Source organism: Litorimonas sp. WD9-15, from assembly GCF_050271975.1.
Taxonomy (GTDB): Bacteria; Pseudomonadota; Alphaproteobacteria; order Caulobacterales; family Maricaulaceae; genus Litorimonas.
On record NZ_CP189850.1, the window covers coordinates 939,698 to 955,414 of the forward strand.

11 protein-coding genes are annotated in these 15,717 nt (G+C 52.5%); 2 read left to right on the forward strand and 9 right to left on the reverse strand.

The features are described 5' to 3' along the window. Positions 1–24 precede the first annotated feature (24 nt). A complete protein-coding gene (locus tag ACP9M6_RS04480; RefSeq protein ID WP_427453852.1) occupies positions 25–2,670 on the forward strand; it encodes a hypothetical protein in 2,646 nt (881 codons plus the stop codon). 69 nt (positions 2,671–2,739) lie between these two features. Here ACP9M6_RS04480 and ACP9M6_RS04485 read toward each other — a convergent pair whose 3' ends face one another. The 5 genes from ACP9M6_RS04485 to ACP9M6_RS04505 form a co-directional block, all read right to left on the reverse strand. After that, complete coding sequence (locus ACP9M6_RS04485; RefSeq protein WP_427453854.1) at positions 2,740–3,045, reverse strand: DUF190 domain-containing protein; 306 nt, start codon at positions 3,043–3,045, stop codon at positions 2,740–2,742. A 5-nt stretch (positions 3,046–3,050) separates the two neighbouring features. Beyond that, a complete protein-coding gene (locus ACP9M6_RS04490; RefSeq protein WP_427453856.1) occupies positions 3,051–4,034 on the reverse strand; it encodes a sodium-dependent bicarbonate transport family permease in 984 nt (327 codons plus the stop codon). A 4-nt stretch (positions 4,035–4,038) separates the two neighbouring features. After that, positions 4,039–6,135 (reverse strand): amino acid permease, encoded by a 2,097-nt coding sequence (locus ACP9M6_RS04495; RefSeq protein ID WP_427453857.1) that lies wholly within the window; start codon positions 6,133–6,135, stop codon positions 4,039–4,041. Between the two features lie 63 nt (positions 6,136–6,198). Then, positions 6,199–7,398, reverse strand: a complete 1,200-nt coding sequence (gene nhaA / locus ACP9M6_RS04500; RefSeq protein ID WP_427453859.1) for a Na+/H+ antiporter NhaA — start codon at positions 7,396–7,398, stop codon at positions 6,199–6,201. 333 nt (positions 7,399–7,731) lie between these two features. After that, entirely contained in the window at positions 7,732–7,881 is a 150-nt protein-coding gene (locus tag ACP9M6_RS04505; RefSeq protein ID WP_427453860.1) for a hypothetical protein, read from the reverse strand. Positions 7,882–7,996: 115 nt separating this feature from the next. On the opposite strand from ACP9M6_RS04505, the gene ACP9M6_RS04510 reads away from it, so the two are divergent. Beyond that, a complete protein-coding gene (locus ACP9M6_RS04510; protein ID WP_427453862.1) occupies positions 7,997–8,905 on the forward strand; it encodes a LysR substrate-binding domain-containing protein in 909 nt (302 codons plus the stop codon). 79 nt (positions 8,906–8,984) lie between these two features. Here the strand turns inward: ACP9M6_RS04510 and ACP9M6_RS04515 are convergent, their stop codons facing one another. The 4 genes from ACP9M6_RS04515 to ACP9M6_RS04530 form a co-directional block, all read right to left on the reverse strand. Then, a complete protein-coding gene (locus ACP9M6_RS04515; protein WP_427453864.1) occupies positions 8,985–10,979 on the reverse strand; it encodes an alpha/beta hydrolase family protein in 1,995 nt (664 codons plus the stop codon). 177 nt (positions 10,980–11,156) lie between these two features. Beyond that, complete coding sequence (locus tag ACP9M6_RS04520) at positions 11,157–11,693, reverse strand: demethoxyubiquinone hydroxylase family protein (protein ID WP_427453866.1); 537 nt, start codon at positions 11,691–11,693, stop codon at positions 11,157–11,159. Beyond that, positions 11,690–12,199, reverse strand: a complete 510-nt coding sequence (locus tag ACP9M6_RS04525) for a disulfide bond formation protein B (protein ID WP_427453868.1) — start codon at positions 12,197–12,199, stop codon at positions 11,690–11,692. Before ACP9M6_RS04525 ends, ACP9M6_RS04520 begins: the two co-directional genes overlap by 4 nt. A 56-nt stretch (positions 12,200–12,255) precedes the next feature. Continuing rightward, complete coding sequence (locus ACP9M6_RS04530) at positions 12,256–15,549, reverse strand: S41 family peptidase (RefSeq protein ID WP_427453870.1); 3,294 nt, start codon at positions 15,547–15,549, stop codon at positions 12,256–12,258. Positions 15,550–15,717: the final 168 nt, after the last annotated feature.

Here is a 15,717-nt window from a genome sequence, read left to right on the forward strand (position 1 = left end):
CAATATCGCCTTAAGAGACTTATTATGAAACGCTTCTTCACTCAGACATCTGCTACCACTGATTTTCAAGCGTTTACGTTTGACCGCGATGATCTGTTCAAGGATGTAAGCGCACTATCCGAAGTCACGAGCGTTCTAATATTCCCAATGTCGGATTACACACCCGCGAATATTCCTACGCCTTTCTTTGATGTTGATGGGACGAGTGGGAATGATGTCATAATTATCAGAAATGAGACTGTAGATACCGTTAATGGTTTCGACGGAAATGACTCAATCACGATTGCGTCCAACGGTATTGTGACGGGTACCATTTTCGCAGGGAACGGGAATGATACGGTTGAGAATAATGGACGTATCGATTCAAATATCTTTGGTAGCTCTGGAGATGATATCATACTCAATAATGGAACGGCCGGACAGATTTTCGGCGGTCTGGATGATGATACAATTACAAACAACGGAACGGCGAGGTTTTTATCTGCCTCCAGCGGAACAAACACCTTTACCAATAACGGTCTTGTAAATGGCGGTATTTCCGGTGGGAACGAAACTGATTTTATCACAAATGATGGCACGCTGACGGGGAATGTCTCGGCAAGTGATGGGAATGATACGATCGTCAATAATCAAGCTGGCACGATTGCTAATATTTCCGGCGGTATCGGCGATGACACGATCACCAATCGTGGCGAAGTCACGGGCAATATTCGCGGGGATGTTGGTGATGATACGATTTTAAACACCTCCACAGGCACAGCCTTAACCTTACAAGGCGGTGATGGCATAGATACAATTACGAATGATGGCGAGCTGACTGCCGGCATCAATGGTGGCGATGATGACGATGCCATCAATAATAATGGTATCGTTGGAGCGGAAATTGTTGGCGGCTCAGGAAATGATACGATTATAACTTCGGTAGATTCCGTCATCACGGGGCAATTTGGTAGAATTCGCGGCGGTACAGGTGATGACATCATCACGCATCGCGGCGAGCTCAGCGCCAGCATCCTCGGTGATGATGGTAACGACACGATTCTGAATGAAGGCACTGTATCTGAAGATATTAACGGAAATGACGGGGCGGATTTCATTACAAATAATAGCTTGGTTGATGGCTCTATTAACGGCGCAAATGATGATGACATGATCGCCAATAACGGCACAGTTTTTGGTGATGTCCTTGGCGGACAAGGCGTGGACACGATCAACACATCTGTCGGCTCCACCATTTTTCTAGGCATTTTCGCGGGTACTGAGAATGATGTGATCACGAACCGGGGTGAGGTCGGTTCAGATATTGATGGCGAGTCTGGTGATGACACGATTCTCAATGAAGGTGCGGTTTTATCGAACGTCAATGGCGGTAGTGGTAATGACACAATAACAAACGCAAGCAATGCAATCATTTTCAGTAATTTATTGGGTGGGTTCGGGAACGATATCATCACCAATCGCGGCGAAGTGAGCTCGAACATTGAAGGTGAGGACGGGGATGACACGATCACCAATGAAGCTGATGTTCTCTCCAATATTGAGGGCGGTGAAGGGAATGACATTATCACCAATACTGGCGAAGTCAGCGGAGACATTCTGGGCGGAAATGGGAATGATACAATTACGAATATGTTAAATGTCCTAAGCCGTATCCGGGGAGGCGACGGCGATGATACGATTATCAACATTGGCAGCGCAGATTCGGGTCTTTTCGGTGATACCGGCGATGATAGATTTATCATTGGTTCTGGAATGCATGACATCAATGGTGGCGAAGACCGCGATGTTATCGCGCTGGACGACAGTGTCGCGTCAGTCAATGTAGACTTTGGCACGGGCGAAGCGGACCTTTTTGATGCGGGTGGTGCTTCAATCGGCTCAATTATGTTCTTTTCGGTCGAAGGTTTTGATGGTGGCGCGGGTGACGACGTGATGGTTGCGGGCGCAGAACGCGCATTTTTCAACGGTCTGGGCGGCGATGACAGGCTGACAGGTGGTATCGAATCTGACGTTTTAAATGGCGGTGATGATGATGATGTTTTGTCAGGTGATCTTGGCAATGATCAACTCTTTGGCGGGCGCGGAAATGATGAACTCTTTGGTGAAGACGGTAATGACAGCCTCTTGGGCGGTTCTGGAAATGACAAACTCGAAGGTGGTGACGGCAATGACGCCCTTATTGGCGGCGGAGGCTCCGACAGATTGATCGGCGGCAACGGTGATGATGAACTTGACGGTCAGACGGGTAATGACATTTTGGCTGCCGGATTTGGTAATGACAATGTCACGGGCGCTGCCGGCGATGATATTATTTTTGGCGGGCCGGGAACGGACACGCTACTCGGCGGTGACGGGCTGGACAATATTCGCGGCGGCAGTGGTGGCGATATCATCAATGGCGGTGCAGGTAATGACAGATTACGCGGCGATGGCGGTAACGATATTTTTGTCTTTGAGGCGGGAACAGGCCGTGACCGTATTGTCGATTTTGATCTGGCCGGGAAGGACAAGATTGATCTGACGTTTTTCGACTTTAATGATTTCTCGGAATTAGAAGGCAATATCCGTAAAGCCGGTAGTCACGTCATCGTTGATTTGGGCAATGGCGACGATATCCTCATCCTGAATACGGATGTCGCAGATATCGACGCCGCAGATTTCATTTTGTAAGTCAACAAAAAGACAGGTCTCTCCTGCGACGGAATTCGAGGTGTTTTGAGGCTTAGTAGCTCAATAATGTTAAAACTTTTCGGGGCGGAGGACTTGCACGTCTGTCAGGCTCAAAACACCGATATGCGATCCCACAAGATTTTCCAGCTTTCCTATCGCTGTCTCCATATCTTTTGCGTCCAGAACTGAAATAATCATGACCATATCCCGACTGGCGGAGAGGTCCGTGCCGCGCTGCCACCGTGTATTTGCACCATATCCACCCATGGCAGAGAAAGTCGTGTAGCCCTTGACGCCTGCTTCTTCCAAAACGCGGCAGGCCCGTTTTAGGGCGGGCTTTTCGATGATGAGTTCTAAACGTTTTTTCGTATGCATGATGACTATCCTCCAACCCACTGCGCGAGCAGAATGTAGAGCGGAATGCCCAAGGTCAAATTAAACGGGAATGTCACGCCAAGGGAGAGGGTGAGATAAATAGATGGCTGCGCTTTGGGCAGGGCCAATCGCATGGCGGCGGGAACAGCGATATAAGAGGCTGACGCGGCCAGCGTGATGAGCAGGGCTGCATCACCGACGGAAAGCCCCATTAATGCACAGAGCCCCGTCGTAATCACCGCACTGATCAGGGGCATGGAAATACCGAAGCTCAATGCACCTATATCAAGTTGCTTCCACCCCTGGCGTAAGCCGCGCCCTGCATTTAGGCCCATATCCAACAAGAAGAGGCAGAGGACACCTTGGAACGGTGTTACGAAGAACGGCGCCACTTTTTCCATGCCTGCTTCTCCGGTAATCCATCCGATTACCAGCGCGCCGACGAGGACGACAACGGAGGCGTTGAGGAATACTTCGCGAAAAAGCTCACCTTTTTCAGAACCCGCGACCTCACCGCTCTTTTTCATGCTGCGTTGCGCCAGAAGCAGGGCTGACATAATTGCCGGAACTTCCATCAGGGCCGCCATCGCGACCATATATCCGGAGGTCACAATCCCCGCGAGTTGCAGCGCCTGCGTCGCAGCCACGAAGGTCACGATAGAAATTGAACCGTAATGCCCGGCCGTCGCAGCGGCGTCCAGACGGCTCATCTTGCTGGTCACCCGTAACATCATATAGGACAGGAACGGTGTCGCGAATGATAATAATAAGGCGACGAAAGCAATGAGGAATATATCAGCTGTCAGCGCGGTTTTGGACATTTCCACACCGCCCTTCAAGCCGATTGCCATCATCAAATAGATCGCCAGGCCTTTGGCAAAGGCTTCGGGGACCGTCATCTGAGATCTGAGCAGCGCTGCTCCCAACCCGAGAACGAAGAAGAGAACGATGGGCGACAAAATTGTCGAAAGTATCAGCTCAGACGACATAGACTTATTCCGTGACTGGCTTAGTGGGTTTTTCGCACAGAGCTTTTAAGTCCACGGGTTCCCCAATGATGGCGACTTCATCCGTCGCTTCTAAATGGGTACCCGGTGTGGCGACAATAATATCTCCATCCCGTTCAATAATTGCGATTAGACAGGATGCGGGCAACGAAATATCCGCAATTTTTTGTCCGGCCTGTTCTAGAAGGACGGGGAATTGCGAGAGCGGGCCGTGAAGGAAATGGTCATCCCGCATCAGGATTTCATTCATATCCCGTTCGCTCTCGGCTCTGGTCCATCGTCTCTCGAAATGATCGCTCTGTACAACTTCCGCGATATGACCGGCCAGACGGAGGTCGAGCCCTTCGGGTTTTGGCGGCACAATGAGAAACATTAATGTATGCGCTTCAGACGCTGTTTTAATATTTAGTCGTGCCTGCGGTCCAAAGCGAAGCACGAAGAGTTCCGGCTCTTCCAATTCTTCATGGGTTTGATAGACAATATGTACGCCGGGACTGATTGGGCGGAAGGAGAGGTTTTCTTCCTTCATCATCTCGGAGATAACATCCACGGGAACGTCAAATCGGGACGTTGCTTGCTCGGACAAAATTTCTTCCAGATGGGCGCTATCATAACTGCCATAGCGGAAGTCCATCATGACAGACCGTGCAATCAGGGCCTCATAGGAGAGGTTCTCGGCCTGTGTCCGGTCGTGAATGATCGTCATAAGCTCGCGTTCCAACCCCTCATAACGCTGTTGTCCCAGTCGTTCGTGGATGTGGAAAATTGCGCCGCGGCGTTCTAAATTACCGGAGGCATAGAAGTGATACCACAACACGCAGCCAATGATGACCATGCCCGTAAAGGCGATAGCGAGAATACCCATTTCAATAATCAACCAGAAAGAAATCAGGATTCCGACGATCTGTAGCCAAGGATAGAACGGTGCGCGGAAACCCGGACGATAAGTCGGGATTTTTGACTCACGCATCACGATCACTGCGATACAGACCAGACCAAAGAGTAAGAGCTGAAACGCACTGGCCAGCTTTGCAACAGAGGCAACGTCAAAGAGTAACAGGACGGCGACCATGGCCAGGACGGTAAATATAATCGCGACCGTGGGAGTTCCAAACCTGCCGATTTTTGAAAGTTGGTTCGGGACAAGCTTATCCTTTGCCATCGCATAAGGGTAGCGCGAGGCTGACATAATACCCGCATTACCGGTCGAAGCAAAAGCCGCAATCGCTGCCACGACGATCAAAATAACCCCAAGATCAAATGGAGCCCAGTTTAGAAACTTCCGACCCGCATCCGCAATGGGCGTCAGGCTGCCGTAAAGTTCTTCGGGTTCTAAAACTTCGATCAGGATAAGCGTCCCGAGTGTATAAATAACCGTGGCCGTAATCAGGGATAACGTCATGCCGAGCGGGATATTCCGGTCCGGATTTTGCACTTCTTCGGCAACACTCGCGACTTTGGTTAGGCCTGCATAGGAGACGAAAACGAGGCCGATGGTCGATACGAAACCCACGATGCCCGTCTTGAAATAGCTTCCATGTTCATCAGAGGGTTGCAAGGCGTTGACAATCCCGGTTTCCCGCAAACCCAATATAACAAAGACAATCAGTATGCCGACCAGCGTTGTCACAAGAATGCGTTGGAGCAGGGTCGTTTCCTTGGCCCCGAAAACATTAATAAGACCAAAGGCAAAGGTCAGCAGTATTGCCGTGAGTGTAAAAGGTAAATCCAGATAAATCCCCAGATAAGCCCCCATTCCCACAAGCGCAAAAGCGCTTTTAAAAACAACGGCAACCCAAGACCCCAGTCCACCAATCGTCCCCATAAGCGGCCCCATGGCCCGGTCGAGGAAGTAATAGGTGCCGCCGGCTTTTGGCATGGCTGTCGATAATTCCGCCATACAATACATGGCCGGAAGAATAAGAAAGCCCGCGAGGAAATAAGCCAGCCAAACGGAGTTGCCTGTATAGGAAGCGGCAATCCCGGGGAGTAAGAACAGGCCTGAACTGAACATTGCGCCTGTTGACATCGCATAGACGTCAAACAGGGTCAGGTTCTTCTTAAGTGTTTTCGTGTCGGCCATGTATTTTCCCCTGATGAGCCACTCAGACCCCAGCTTAGATACGCGTCAGGGTTTGAATGAAGCTTATCCGATTGGATGTTCTTCAACAGTTTTGGGCTCATTACAGAAGAACCGCAGTAAGGCAAACCCTAGTAGGCCGGATGCAATGGATCCCATCAACACGCCCAATCGAACAGCGTTCAAGGTTTCATCACCATCAAAGGCGAGCGTTCCGATAAAGAGGCTCATCGTAAAGCCGATACCTGTTAAACAAGCGACACCGTAAATCTGCAACCAATTGGCACCGGTCGGTAATTTCGCAAGGCCTAGCTTGACGGATAGCCACGCGAAGGAAAACACGCCGATCTGCTTTCCGACGAATAAGCCCAGTGCAATCCCGAGGGGGAGCGGCGCGAGGAGATCACCAAAACTGATCCCTTTCAGGGACACACCCGCATTCGCAAAGGCGAAGAGGGGTAGGATGAGGAAGGCGACCCAAATATGCAGACCATGCTCGGCACGGTGTAAAGGAGAGCTCGCTTCGGGGTTTTTGGCCTTTAGCGGAATGGCCAGCGCTGTGATCACACCGGCCAGTGTGGCATGGACGCCAGATTTCAACACACAAGCCCAGATGAAGACGCCGATAAGCGCGTAAGGCGTGATCCGCATCACGCCCATACGGTTGAGAATAACCAGACCGATTGTGCCAATACCGCCCCATCCCAGAGCCACAAGGGACAATTCCTGTGTGTAGAAAAGGGCGATGATGATAATGGCGGCCAGATCATCAATAATGGCCACAGCCAAGAGTAAAATCTTGAGGGAAACCGGTGCGCGCGATCCCACTAAAGCGAGGACACCCAAGGCAAACGCAATGTCAGTCGCCGCAGGAATGGCCCAACCCTGGATGGCTACGGGGTCGGAAATATTAAAATAGACGTAAATCAGCGCCGGAACAACGATACCGCCAAAGGCGGCAAAAATTGGCATGGCGGCTTTGCTAAAGTTGGAAAGCTCACCCTCCATGACTTCTCTTTTGATTTCCAAACCAACAAGGAAGAAGAAAATCGCCATCAAGCCATCATTAATCCAGAGCAAGAGAGGTTTTGCAATCTCAAACGTTCCAAACTGTACTTCCACCGGCGTGGTCAGGAAGCTGGAATAAAAGCCCGATAGAGGAGAATTATTTGCAATCAGAGCGAGTAGCGCGACACCCATCAGGACAAACCCAGCCGATGTTTCCAGTTTCAAAAAGTCCTGAACTTTATTGATAATACGGGGCATAAGACTCTTATCCAAAAATCCGCGCAGCTCACGAGGAACCGGGCGGTGTAATTTATAAAAATACGGGGGGAGTTGTGTTTAGGTTTGCAAATGCATGCGCAAAGGCTACGGCCTCAGCGCGTTATTTAGGTTGAGGTGAACGGATAATGCGCCGGACCTAGGCTGTCGCGCCAATCAGAACGATCAACATAACCATGGTCAGCTCCGCCTTCATCTTCCCAGCGCTGGAGGCAAGTGTCTTGAATGTCATTGGAATAATCCTGTTCGCTGGTTCGTAAATACTGTTTTGGCATGTTCGCCTCTTGCTCGAAATTTTAAGACGTTTCGTTTCGCCTAAAACCAAGCCGTCCTTACGGCTTCTGCATTCACACCTTTACGGGCTCTCCGCGCGCGACGGCGACGCTGTAGCGTCAGCGGGTTGGCTGCAACGGCGAGCGTAGAGTTTGTGTTGGGAATGGTTTGAATCTGAGGTGCGCGAAACATTTCTTTCTCCTTTTTTTATCGCAAGTTAAATATAGGAAACTGATTGCCATAGTTAAAATATAAAGATACTATTTTTGATATAACTTTTTCTTATATCTTATGCCGCGGACGAAGCATGAAACCCACATTACGCCAGATGGAATATCTCGTAGCCATTGCCGAGACGGGTACTTTTAGCGAAGCTGCTAAACAGACCTTTGTCAGCCAGCCCAGCCTCTCGGCGCAGATCAAGGATATGGAGGCTCATTTGGACGTGTCCTTGCTGGAGCGGGGACGTCACGGCGCATTATTGACCCCGATTGGAGAGGAGGTCGTGGCCCGCGTCCGCATTGTCTTACGTCAGGTGGAAGAGCTAAAAGTTCTTGTCCGGGAGTCCGGGGGCACATTGGCGGGGCGATTGAAATTAGGGGTCCTGCCAACTGTTGGTCCCTATCTTTTGCCGCAAGTGACGCGAGAGCTCCATGCCGCTTACCCGGAATTACGGTTATTCGTGAGGGAGGAACGCACATTAGATCTTCAAGATCATCTTACGGACGGACGTTTCGACCTCATCCTCTCAACCCCGGAGGATCATCCCGTCGATTGCAAGCGTTTCGATATTGTGCGCGAGAATATTTACATCTGCGTCGCGCCCGACGACCCTTTAGCGGAAAGCCGGGAGGATATCGCTTTGGAAGACCTGAAGGGGCGAGAATTTCTGACACTGGGTTATGGTCATAAATTCGCAACCGTCGTAAAAGATCTAGCCCTGCAAGCCAGTGCGACGACAAGCGGTGAATATGAGGGAACAAGTCTGGACGCGCTGCGTCAGATGGCGGCCATGGGCGGCAGTATTGCCGTCTTGCCCAGCCTTTATGCCATCTCAGAGGCCAAAAAAGATCCGCAGCTCATTGTCCGCCGCATCCTGCATCCAAAGGCGCAAAGACAAATCGGGCTTGTTTGGCGTAATTCGTCTCCGCTGGCTGAAAAATATGAAAAAATTGGACAAGTGATGAGGCGCGTTGCGGAAGCCATTATGTCGTGATTTGAGACTTCAAGCGTCCTTTTTGAGAAAAACCTAAGACTTGGGGGTTTGACGGTTAATCCACCAAACCCCGTTTGTTTTAGTCCAAATGTTTTCCGAATAATTCGTCGCTCGCTTCAAGAAGCTTCTTTCTTGAAATTGGAAGAGACAGATTATGATCATCATTCTCCAACAGTATAATATCATCCGACTGCCCCACTTTTTTGAGGGCCTTGGCCATTGTTTTAGATTGTTGGACGGGGACCGTCATATCATCTGTGCCATGAACGAGAACGATTTCCGCTTTAATCTTCTCTGCGTTTTCAGCGGGAGATTGTTCAATTAACATCTCCTTATCCGAATTACGGTCTCCAATAATTTTCCGCCAAAATTTGATGACACCACTATTTGAGCCCGTTCTGGCGACTTCGAATTTCAGAATATCGCGAATGTCCGACACGCCGTTCACGGAGAGGGCGCATTGGAACATATCCGGCTCAATCATGGGCAGGGCCAGCGCTTGGTAGCCGCCATAACTCGCGCCGGTGACGCAGATTTTATCCGGGTCGGCAATGTTCTGTTCAATTAGTGTGTTGACCCCGTCAACCGTGTCATGGAGCATACCTTTCCCGAATTCGCCGTAACCCGCTCTTTCGAAATTATAGCCAAAACCGGTTGAGCCCCGGAACTGGGGTTTAAAGACAACATAGCCCTTTGCCGCCAAATATTGGGCCCAAAAATCAAAATCTGCCGTGTCCCGGGCGGTTGGTCCACCATGTGGCATGACGACCATTGGCATCGGTCCGCTATCTGTTGTTTTTCCAGGTGGAAGTGTGAGGTAGGCCGGTATTTCAAGACCATCCCGCGCTGTATAATCCGCCCGGATTGTTTTCGCGATTTCGCTTGGTGCGAGTTCCGGATACATGCCGCCAATCGAAGAAATTTGCCCCTTGTCAGGTTCCATTAAATAGAACTCTCCGGCATTGCCTTCGCTATGGGCATAGATCGTCACCATTGAATTGTCGCGGGTTCTGGACAGAATGGACACTTCCATGCCTTTTAATGCCTTTTTGGCTTTTTCATGCCACGACTTATAAGGCTCCGCGCTATAAATGCTTCTTGACGTATCATCGGTATAACCGACACCAATCAATTCATCCGTCGCGGGGTCAAAAATTGGCCCGTAATCATAACCGCGCGGCACATCCGCATTCATCCGGAACGGCGCACGGGCCCCTGTTTTAGGATCAATTGTGAAGAGCGAAAACCCGCCTCTTTCTGTTTCCTGTAAAAGCGCTTTCCCGTCGACGACGGCAAAGAAATACTCTGTGCGGTTTTTGCTGGTATCAAATGTCTTCTCGTAGATGACGCGTTCATTACCCACATCTCCGAAGAATAATTTATAACGGCCTGATCGGTCATCATATTCTTCACGGGCTAATAATGTTTCTCCGTCTGTGGACAAAGCCGTTGCGCCCGTATTGATAGGCAGATTGCGATCTAGAGACTCTTTGCCCGTGTCCAAATTAACGCGGTAATGTCTTTCCAGCGGTTTCCCCGCATATTCGCGAAAGAGCATTAAAACATTATCAGGATCATTCGGCAGGCTATGCATGTATCCTCCGCCATTGACGACAGGATAGGATTTTTCCTTGATTCTATCATCCAGCAGAATTGCCGATTTTTCAGTCTCGATATTATATGACAACCACCGACCGTAGAGCGTACTGAATGTTTTCATTTTGCCTGTGCCCTTGCCGCGAATACGCGCATAGGTCACGACGTGTTTATTACTGGCCCAACTGACCGATTTCACAATACTGTTTTCCGGGGGCAGCATGATAATCGTTTTAGCGTCAGGATTTTCGAGGTTGTAAACGAAGACAGCTTTATCCGCGCCATAAGGGGCCAGCATGGCAATCCGTTTTCCGTCCGGGGAAATTCTGACAGAGGCCGTTCTTGGCAGTTGCGCATATATATCAATGTTAGGTGTGGCAGCATGGGCTTGGATGGACGTGCCGGGCGCATTGATGGGCGAAAGACTTAAGACGCCTCCGAGTATAGCAATCGGAGCGAAGCGTAGAAATTTAAACATAATCAGATCAACCCTATTGTTTGCCAACTTTTATTCTTATTAAATTTCGTAAGACAAGCCTCTTTTTCCGGAAAGTCAAAATATCGCAGTACAGGGCATGCCGGGTCTCAATGTTCTATCTGAAGCCTGAATATCTATTAAAACCGGACCCTGTGAGTCAGGATTGAGTTGAGGGTTTTAAACCTTCGCCGTAACCGCAATCGCGACGCGGCAGCCGGCTTCTATTACCTTGGATAGGGCGCGGTGGAACGGAGCTTCTTGGCTGCCGCCTTCAATGGCCGTGTCGCGGTGGTGGAGTTCATCTTCGCGGAACTCTAAGAAGGTCGCGGCGAGTTCGGGTTCTTCCTCGGCGCAGGCCTCGGCCTGTTCGGCGTAATGTTCCTCAATAACCGTCTCGACGGCTTCGGTACAGGCATGGGCCGCTTTTTCGCCCATCAGCGCCGTGACGACGCCGAGGCCATATCCGGCCACGTTCCAGAGCGGAGCCATGGCGGTTGGGCGGACATTTCGTTCGACGAGCAGTTTATCAAAAGCGTCGAGATGTTTCTGCTCTTCAGCTTCCATCTCGGCGAGTTGCGCGGCCATGGGCTGCGTCGCCATTTGATTTTTGAAGACGGCTTGCTGACCGCGGTAAATCGCGACGGCGCCATATTCGCCCGCATGGTCAACACGGAGCATTTCGGCGATACGAGGGTTTGTGCGTGTCTTTGTCATCGTGACTTGGATGTAGCGACCCACCCCGCCGCAATCAAGGAGACGAGTGCATTCCACGCCGCCATCGAGAGGCCAAGGAAGTGCCAGACGGCCTCGGAACAGGCGGGTGGTTTGATCGACTTATCCATAAAGCCCAGCGGGTCATTCGGGTCGATCACGGGCATCGCGTCGACATCGCCCACGGCGCAGGTGTCCGGTGCAGGGAAAATACCGAACTCGACACCGGTATGCCAGGCAGCGAGACCGAAACTGACGAGGAAGGCGAGGACAATGGCGTAGCGGAAAAGTTCGTTGGTTTTAACGGCAAAGATTTGCGCGAGGAAGGCGAGGATGGAGATCGCAATCACGGCCTTATGCGCGTGACGCTGCCAGAAACACATCTGGCAGGGCAGGTAGCCGAAACCGTATTGGAAAACCCAAGCGCCGCCGAGAAGCCCGCCGGAGACGAGGAGGGCGACCCAGGGTGCAGCTCGACGGGAGTGAAGTTTTCGGAGGGTGTTCATCATGCAGGCGATGTAGCGGGACAGAGCAAGTCTGTCACGCTACGAAACGGCAATGCGACCTACCTTCCCTCCGTGCCATATCCGCCGAGTTCCGGTAGCGGCTTCGGCTTTAATTCCGGAATCGGGTCACTCTCAATCTTCTCTTCCAGATAATCAATCGCGGCTTTCATTTGCGCGTCCTCACCCTCGAACGCGGCAATCGGCGGGTTCTCGACTTCGATATCCGGGGCGACGCCTTTGCCTTCGATCATCCAGCTACCGTCTGCGCTATATTGCGCATATTCGCCGATGCGGGCGACGCCGCCATCGACGAGGCGGTTGCGGTCGGAGAGCCAGATGCCTGCCCCCGCAGTCTGCGTCCCGATGAGCGGGCCGAGGTCGAGCGCTTTTACGCCGGCCGCGAAGGTCTCGCCGTCCGAATAGGTGCCCTCATCAATCAACACGGCAAGGTGTCCGCGAAATGCGCCCTGCATGTTGGAGGTCGGCGCACCGGGTCCGGGGGAGTCCCAGAAGGCCCACGCTTTTTTCAACAGGGCCGCGATGATGAAACTGTCGACATTGCCGCCATTATTGCCGCGGACATCAATGATCAGGCCGTCCTTGTCCAGATGTTCGCCGAAGTCGCGGGTGAAGCTGGCGACATCACCGCCCCCCATCGCGCGGAGGTGGAGATAGCCGATCTCACCACCGCTCATCTCGGCGACTTTCTCGCGGTTCGTTTGCACCCAGTCATGATAACGCAGACGGTTTTCCCGCCCGCTGGAGACGGGTGTGACGATCGCGCTCATTTCTGTCGCGCGGCGCAGGAAACGGCCTTCATTGCGCTCAAAGTCGAGGCGGACTTCCTGTCCGGCCTTATGTTGCAGCGCGGCGTGAAGGTTGGCAGGGGTGCTGACCGGACGACCATCAACAGCCATGATAACATCGCCATTTTGGACATCCACCCCCGGTTTCAGCAGCGGGCCGAGTTGGTCGAACAGGTCGCGTTCGCCGTCCAGTATCCGGTCAATGCGCACGCCGTTCGGGGCTTCGGAAAGTTCCGCGCCGAGGGCGGCCGCTTGTCCGGTGGCATCATCATTTTCCTGATCGCCCGTTCCGATCTGGCTGTGAAGAATACCCAGTTCAGACGCCATCTGTCCGAGGAGATCATTGACCTCATTCCGGTGTGCGATGCGTTCGGTCAGGGGCAGATATTTGTCCAGCACTGCGTCCCAATCGACGCCGCGTAAGGACGGGTCATAGGCGAAATCGCGATGCAGACGCCATGCGTCGCGAACCATCTGCGTCCATTCCGCCTGCGGGGTCAGGCCCGGACGCCAATCTTTGATGCGGAGCGTGTGCTCCGACATATCTTTCGGCGCTTCGGCGCCCGCGGGGAGGAGGGCGAGGGTCGGCTCGTTCCCGCGCGTTTGGGTGAAAACTGTTTTTCCATCCGCAGACAATTCATAATTCGCAACGCCGGACTGGAAGGTCTTCATCTCAGGCTTCAAATCGCTGATCGCGATTGTTTTCAGATTGCCTTCTGACATGACATAGAGATGGCTCTTATTGGCGGAGAGATTGTAATAATTATCAGCCGAAACGGGGACGGGCCAGATGCGGGAGTCTAGGCCGTCAAATTCGATCTCCATCTCTTTGGGCGCGGCGTCCTCATCTTTTTCGTCTTCAGAGTCAGGTGTTTTTTCTTCGTCTTTATCCTCTTCCATCAGGTCGAGTTCAGTCTTGGCCGTGAAGGGGAAGTCCGCTTCCGGATCCAGTTGGACGGCGTAGAGTTGGCCGCGTTTGTCAAAGGCCGGACCGGGCACACGCTCGCCCCACGGTCCGCTCGGGTTGGACCGGAAATTCCGGTCCGAGATGAAATAGAGCCATCCGCCATCAGCAGAGAAGGCGGGGCTATAGGCGGCATATTTCCCACCCGCGAGGACGGTGGCGTCGCCGCTTTTTACGTCCAACAATTCCAATTGCGAGAGGCCCTTTTGGTCCGACCCTGTGAAGGCAACATAGCGTCCGCCCTGGCTGAATGTGATATTGCGGAAGGCGTAATCATCATCACTGCCCGTCGTCGCGAGTTTTTTCTTCCGACCGGATTCGATGTTCAGTGAATGGAGGTGTCCGGCCTTGTCCTGATAGATCAGGGTCTCGTCATCTGGTGAAGGGTGGAGCGACCAGATGTGATGTTCCGAACCGTCTGTGAGTTGTTCACCTTCCCCGCGCCCATCGGCGGCGTAGCGCCAGATTTCACCCTGTTCGCCCTGATCCAGAATGACGAATACATCTTTCCCGTCATTGCTCAGCGTTGCGGCCCGTGCGCGCGCCTCACCCGGAATGGCGATGTCGACACGGCGTCTCTGTCCGGGGAAGGCGACCGTGACGCGGCCCCGCGCGGTCAGGACGGCGGCTTTCCCGTCGGCGGACATATCGGTGGAAGAGAGGAAATTGAGCGGGTCTTCGATAAACCATGTGCGGGTCGGGTCGTTATCCGTGACGAGTTCGATATCCAGAATGTCGACATCGCTATTGGTCATGTCCAGCACGGCAATATCCGCACCCCATTGGAAGACGATATTGTCGCCGTCCATACGCGGTCCGCGAATTTGCCAATCGGATAGAGCGGTAAATTCCACTGGGTCCAAGCCGTCCATATTGACGCCCCAGAAATTATCCGAGCCGGATTTATCACTCACGAAAATGATGCGCCCATCACTGATCATCGGGTCACGCAGCGGGGCATCAAAATCTTCTAACAACCGCGTGGCGATCTTGTTGACGGGGTCATAGGTCCAGAGCTGCGCCATGGTTCCACCGCGATAGAGTTTCGCATTATCCCGGCTCATGGACAGGCCGTAGCGCGTGAAGACGATCGTGCCGTCTTCCGCGACGACCGCATCTGTCGCACCGTCTAGTGGCAGGGTTTCAATCTCTCCGCTCTCCGGATCAATCATTCTGATGCGGGTTGCGCGCGGGCCGGGGGCTTTGCGCGATTGGATGATGACGTGACCGTCCGGCGTCCAGCCTTTGACACTTACCCCGCCAGCCTCATGCGTCAGTTGCTTTGGCGCACCGCCCGTCACGGGCATGACCCAGGCTTCCGACGCGCCGTCATAATTTGCGGTAAAGGCCAGCCACTCCCCATCGGGTGACAGGACCGGATCGCGTTCCACTTCGACATGGGTGGTCAGGCGCACGGCGGGGCCGCCTTCGACACCCGCCGCCCAGATATCGCCCTCACTGCTAAACACAACTTCGCTGCCTTGCAGATCGGGTTGCATATAATAGCCCGTCTCGGTGGCGTGGCTCGTTAGGGTTCCCAATGCGGTGAAAACGGTTCCAAGAAGAAGGTGTCGGAGAGTCATGTACAGCCCCAGCTATGTTATAGTGTCCATCTTTCGTGCAATCTCACGCGAAGACAGTCAACCTGGCTCGCCTAACAGGCTTAATTGACCGGAAAACCTCGCGGGTGTGCAGTTTCCACTGGCCGTAAACCCTACCGTCCATTAACCAAACATTCAGGCGCATAACTC

Bases quoted from the DNA above. Each gene is read 5' to 3' on its own strand.
- ACP9M6_RS04520 (WP_427453866.1), bottom strand. From the start codon at position 11,693: ATGACAAAGACACGCACAAACCCTCGTATCGCCGAAATGCTCCGTGTT.
- ACP9M6_RS04525 (WP_427453868.1), bottom strand. From the start codon at position 12,199: ATGATGAACACCCTCCGAAAACTTCACTCCCGTCGAGCTGCACCCTGG.
- ACP9M6_RS04515 (WP_427453864.1), bottom strand. From the start codon at position 10,979: ATGTTTAAATTTCTACGCTTCGCTCCGATTGCTATACTCGGAGGCGTC.
- ACP9M6_RS04490 (WP_427453856.1), bottom strand. From the start codon at position 4,034: ATGTCGTCTGAGCTGATACTTTCGACAATTTTGTCGCCCATCGTTCTC.
- ACP9M6_RS04505 (WP_427453860.1), bottom strand. From the start codon at position 7,881: ATGTTTCGCGCACCTCAGATTCAAACCATTCCCAACACAAACTCTACG.
- ACP9M6_RS04480 (WP_427453852.1), top strand. From the start codon at position 25: ATGAAACGCTTCTTCACTCAGACATCTGCTACCACTGATTTTCAAGCG.
- ACP9M6_RS04495 (WP_427453857.1), bottom strand. From the start codon at position 6,135: ATGGCCGACACGAAAACACTTAAGAAGAACCTGACCCTGTTTGACGTC.
- nhaA (WP_427453859.1), bottom strand. From the start codon at position 7,398: ATGCCCCGTATTATCAATAAAGTTCAGGACTTTTTGAAACTGGAAACA.
- ACP9M6_RS04485 (WP_427453854.1), bottom strand. From the start codon at position 3,045: ATGCATACGAAAAAACGTTTAGAACTCATCATCGAAAAGCCCGCCCTA.
- ACP9M6_RS04530 (WP_427453870.1), bottom strand. From the start codon at position 15,549: ATGACTCTCCGACACCTTCTTCTTGGAACCGTTTTCACCGCATTGGGA.
- ACP9M6_RS04510 (WP_427453862.1), top strand. From the start codon at position 7,997: ATGAAACCCACATTACGCCAGATGGAATATCTCGTAGCCATTGCCGAG.